2 protein-coding genes are annotated in these 2,936 nt (G+C 67.5%); one reads left to right on the top strand and one right to left on the bottom strand.

The features are described from left to right. Positions 1 to 195: 195 nt before the first annotated feature. On the bottom strand, positions 196 to 1,017 hold the full coding sequence (locus ACRCSW_RS06630) for a hypothetical protein (protein ID WP_438703628.1): 822 nt from the start codon (positions 1,015 to 1,017) through the stop codon (positions 196 to 198). Positions 1,018 to 1,207: 190 nt separating this feature from the next. Between ACRCSW_RS06630 and ACRCSW_RS06635 the strand changes: the two genes are divergently transcribed. Further along, positions 1,208 to 2,827, top strand: coding sequence for an FAD-dependent oxidoreductase (locus ACRCSW_RS06635; protein WP_438703630.1), 1,620 nt, complete (start codon positions 1,208 to 1,210; stop codon positions 2,825 to 2,827). Positions 2,828 to 2,936: the final 109 nt, after the last annotated feature.

Consider the following 2,936-nt stretch of genomic DNA (forward strand, 5'->3'; position numbering starts at 1 on the left):
ACCGGGTCGGTGGAACAGGGCTCCAGCGCGCCGCCGAGGACATTGAGCGAGGGTAGTTTCATGATGCCATCCTGGCAGGTGAGGGTGGGGCTGTCGAGGGTGTCCCACGGTGGGACAATTTCTGACGGTAACGAAATCAACGGCTTGGCAAGGCCGATACGAAATCTTAACCCCTGACCCCGTGCCGGCCAGGTTTCAGCGGCAGTCGACGCCGTAGCCCGAGACCGTGGGCAGGCCGCCGTCTTCGCCACCCTCGCCTGCGGTGGTTACGGAAAGATCGCCTGCGGGGCGGGTGTAGCCATAGGCGCAGAAGCCGAAGCCGGTGCCGGAGCATTCCTCGACCTCGGGCACTCCGGCGGCGGCGATGGCGCTGGCAAAGCCCATTCCTTCGGTTTCACGGTCGCCCGGAACCGGCTGCCATCCCGCCTCCATCAGGAGGATTCGGGCCTGATCGATGGGCAGATTGTAGATGTAAGGGACGCTGGCCGCCCCGCCGCAGAAAGGTTCCACCTTGGCAAGCGGGGTGACGGCGATGCCGTCGCTGCCGATCCGGCCGAGGTCGGCGGTGGGACCGGGGAGGAGGTCGCCCGAGAGGATGCGCACGCCGTCGTCGCCGAACGGACTGGCGTAGCCGATGAGCGGGCCTGCCCCCTTTGTGCCGTAGATGAGGGCGACGATCCGGTCGCCGGAAAAGAGGCCGACGTTGCCGTCCAAGAGTTCGCAGGTGCCGCTGGTGGCGGGGACGAAGCCGCCGACGAAGCTGACGGCGGTGAGATCGCCGAACGGAACCTCGCTGGTGACGCTCCATCCTTGGGCCTGCACGGCGCGGCCTGCGGGGGTTTCCGGGTTGGGAAGGGTGAGGTGATCGCAGAACTCTGGCGGGGCCGCATCGCCTGGGGCGGCGGGAAGGCTGTCGAGTGCCACGATCTGAAGGCCCGCGACCTGCGAGCTCAATTGCGTTTCGCCGAGGGCCGGGGCCGCGAGGGTGGCGAGGGCAAGGGAAAGGCGAAGGATCATGGCGGCCTCGGTTTGGGTCTGGCATCAGAGAAGCCGCGACCGGGTTGCTTGTCCAGTCGGAAAGGCCTGACCTTGCGTATGTGCGAAGGGCGGTGGCGCCGCGCAGGTTAATGGATGGTCTTTCTCTGCCGCTCTTGTTTTTCGCTGCAGTGCGGCCAGATTCCTGAGGGAGTTGCTGAAAGGGATCTGGATGGAAAGCCTTGCCGAAGACCTGACGACAATGGTGCGCCGTCCGCTGACGGCCGATCATGTCGCCGCGATCCGCGGTATCGGGACCGAACGGACGGTGGCCGAAGGTGAGATATTCCTGCGGACGGGCGACCCCTCGGATCACTTCTATCATGTGCTCGACGGGGCCTTCCAGCTTTGGGACGAGGCGCGCGGCGTGCAGATCGGAACGAACGTTCTGGCTGCCGGCCAGTTCATTGGCGAGATCGCCTTTCTGACCGCGGGGCGGATGCTGTACACGCTGCGCTGCGTCAGCCCGGCCCGGGTTCTGGAGGTCCCGCGCGAGGCGATGCTGCGGCTGATGGCGGCGGAGCCGGAGATGTCGGACATCATCGTCTCGGTCTTTGCGGCCCGCAGGCGTGCGATGCTGGAGCGGGCGACGACGGCGATCACTGTGGTCGGCCCGGCAGAGGATCGTCAGGTGCGGGCAGTGCTGGCCTTCTGCACGCGCAACAAGTTGCCGGTGGCGCTGCACGATCCGGCCTCGGACGCGGCGGCGGACTGGGGGGCGACGTGTTCGTTTCGCCCCGGTGACGGGCCGAAGGTGATCTTCGGCGCGAACGAGGTGCTGGCCGCCTGCACGCCCCAGGCCATCGCCGAGCGGATTGGGATTGCCTTTACCGCGACGGATGCGACCTTTGATGTGGTGATCGTGGGCGGCGGCCCGGCAGGCGTCTCGGCGGCGGTCTATGCTGGGGCCGAGGGTTTATGTGCGCTGGTGGTCGAGGATCTGGCGATCGGCGGACAGGCCGGAACCTCCAGCCGGATCGAGAACTACATGGGGTTTCCGACTGGCATCTCTGGTGCGGACCTGTGTTTCCGGGGCGAGGTGCAGGCGATGAAATTCGGCACGCGGTTTGCGATCCCGCACCGGGTCACCAGGTTGGAGCCGGAGGGGCAGGGATGGTGCCTGACCCTGGACAATGGCACGCGGGTGCTGGCGCGGTCGGTCGTGGTGGCGACGGGGGTGGAGTACCGGCGGATGCCCTTGGACCGGCTGGAAGAGTTCGAGGGGGCGGGGATCTATTATGCTGCGACCGAGGTCGAGGCGCGCTGGTGCCGCGAGACGGAAGTCGTGGTGATCGGTGGCGGCAATTCGGCGGGGCAGGCGGCGATGTTCCTGTCGCGCACCGCGAAGCATGTGCATGTGCTGGTGCGCGGAGGCAGTCTGGCGGCGAGCATGTCGGCCTATCTGGTGGACCGATTGCAGCGGACGGCCAACATCACCATCCATTACCGCACACAGGTGGCTGCGCTGAACGGGGAGAAGGCCCTGCAATCGGTGGTCATTCACAGCGCCGAGGACGGGCAGGACTGGGAGCTGAACGCACGGGCGGTCTTTGTCATGGTCGGGGCCGCGCCGAACACCGGCTGGCTGCAGGGGCGGGTGGCGGTGGATGGGAACGGGTTCGTGCTGACCGGGGCGGAGGCGGGGGCCGACGCGAGGGGGCGGTATGCGACCTCATGTCCCGGGATTTTCGCGGTGGGCGATGTGCGGGCGGGGTCGGTGAAGCGTGTGGCCTCGGGCGTGGGCGAGGGGTCGGTGGTGATCTCGGAAGTGTGGAAGCACCTTAATCCCTGAGGGGGAAGGCTACCCCGGCCAGCGGCGGGATCAGGTCGCCTGCGACGAGCCGGGTGAGGATGCGGGGCACGGGCGGGGTGCGGGAGACGGGCATCAGGACGCGGTCGCG

Source organism: Tabrizicola sp. (assembly GCF_051645465.1).
Lineage (GTDB): Bacteria > Pseudomonadota > Alphaproteobacteria > Rhodobacterales > Rhodobacteraceae > Tabrizicola.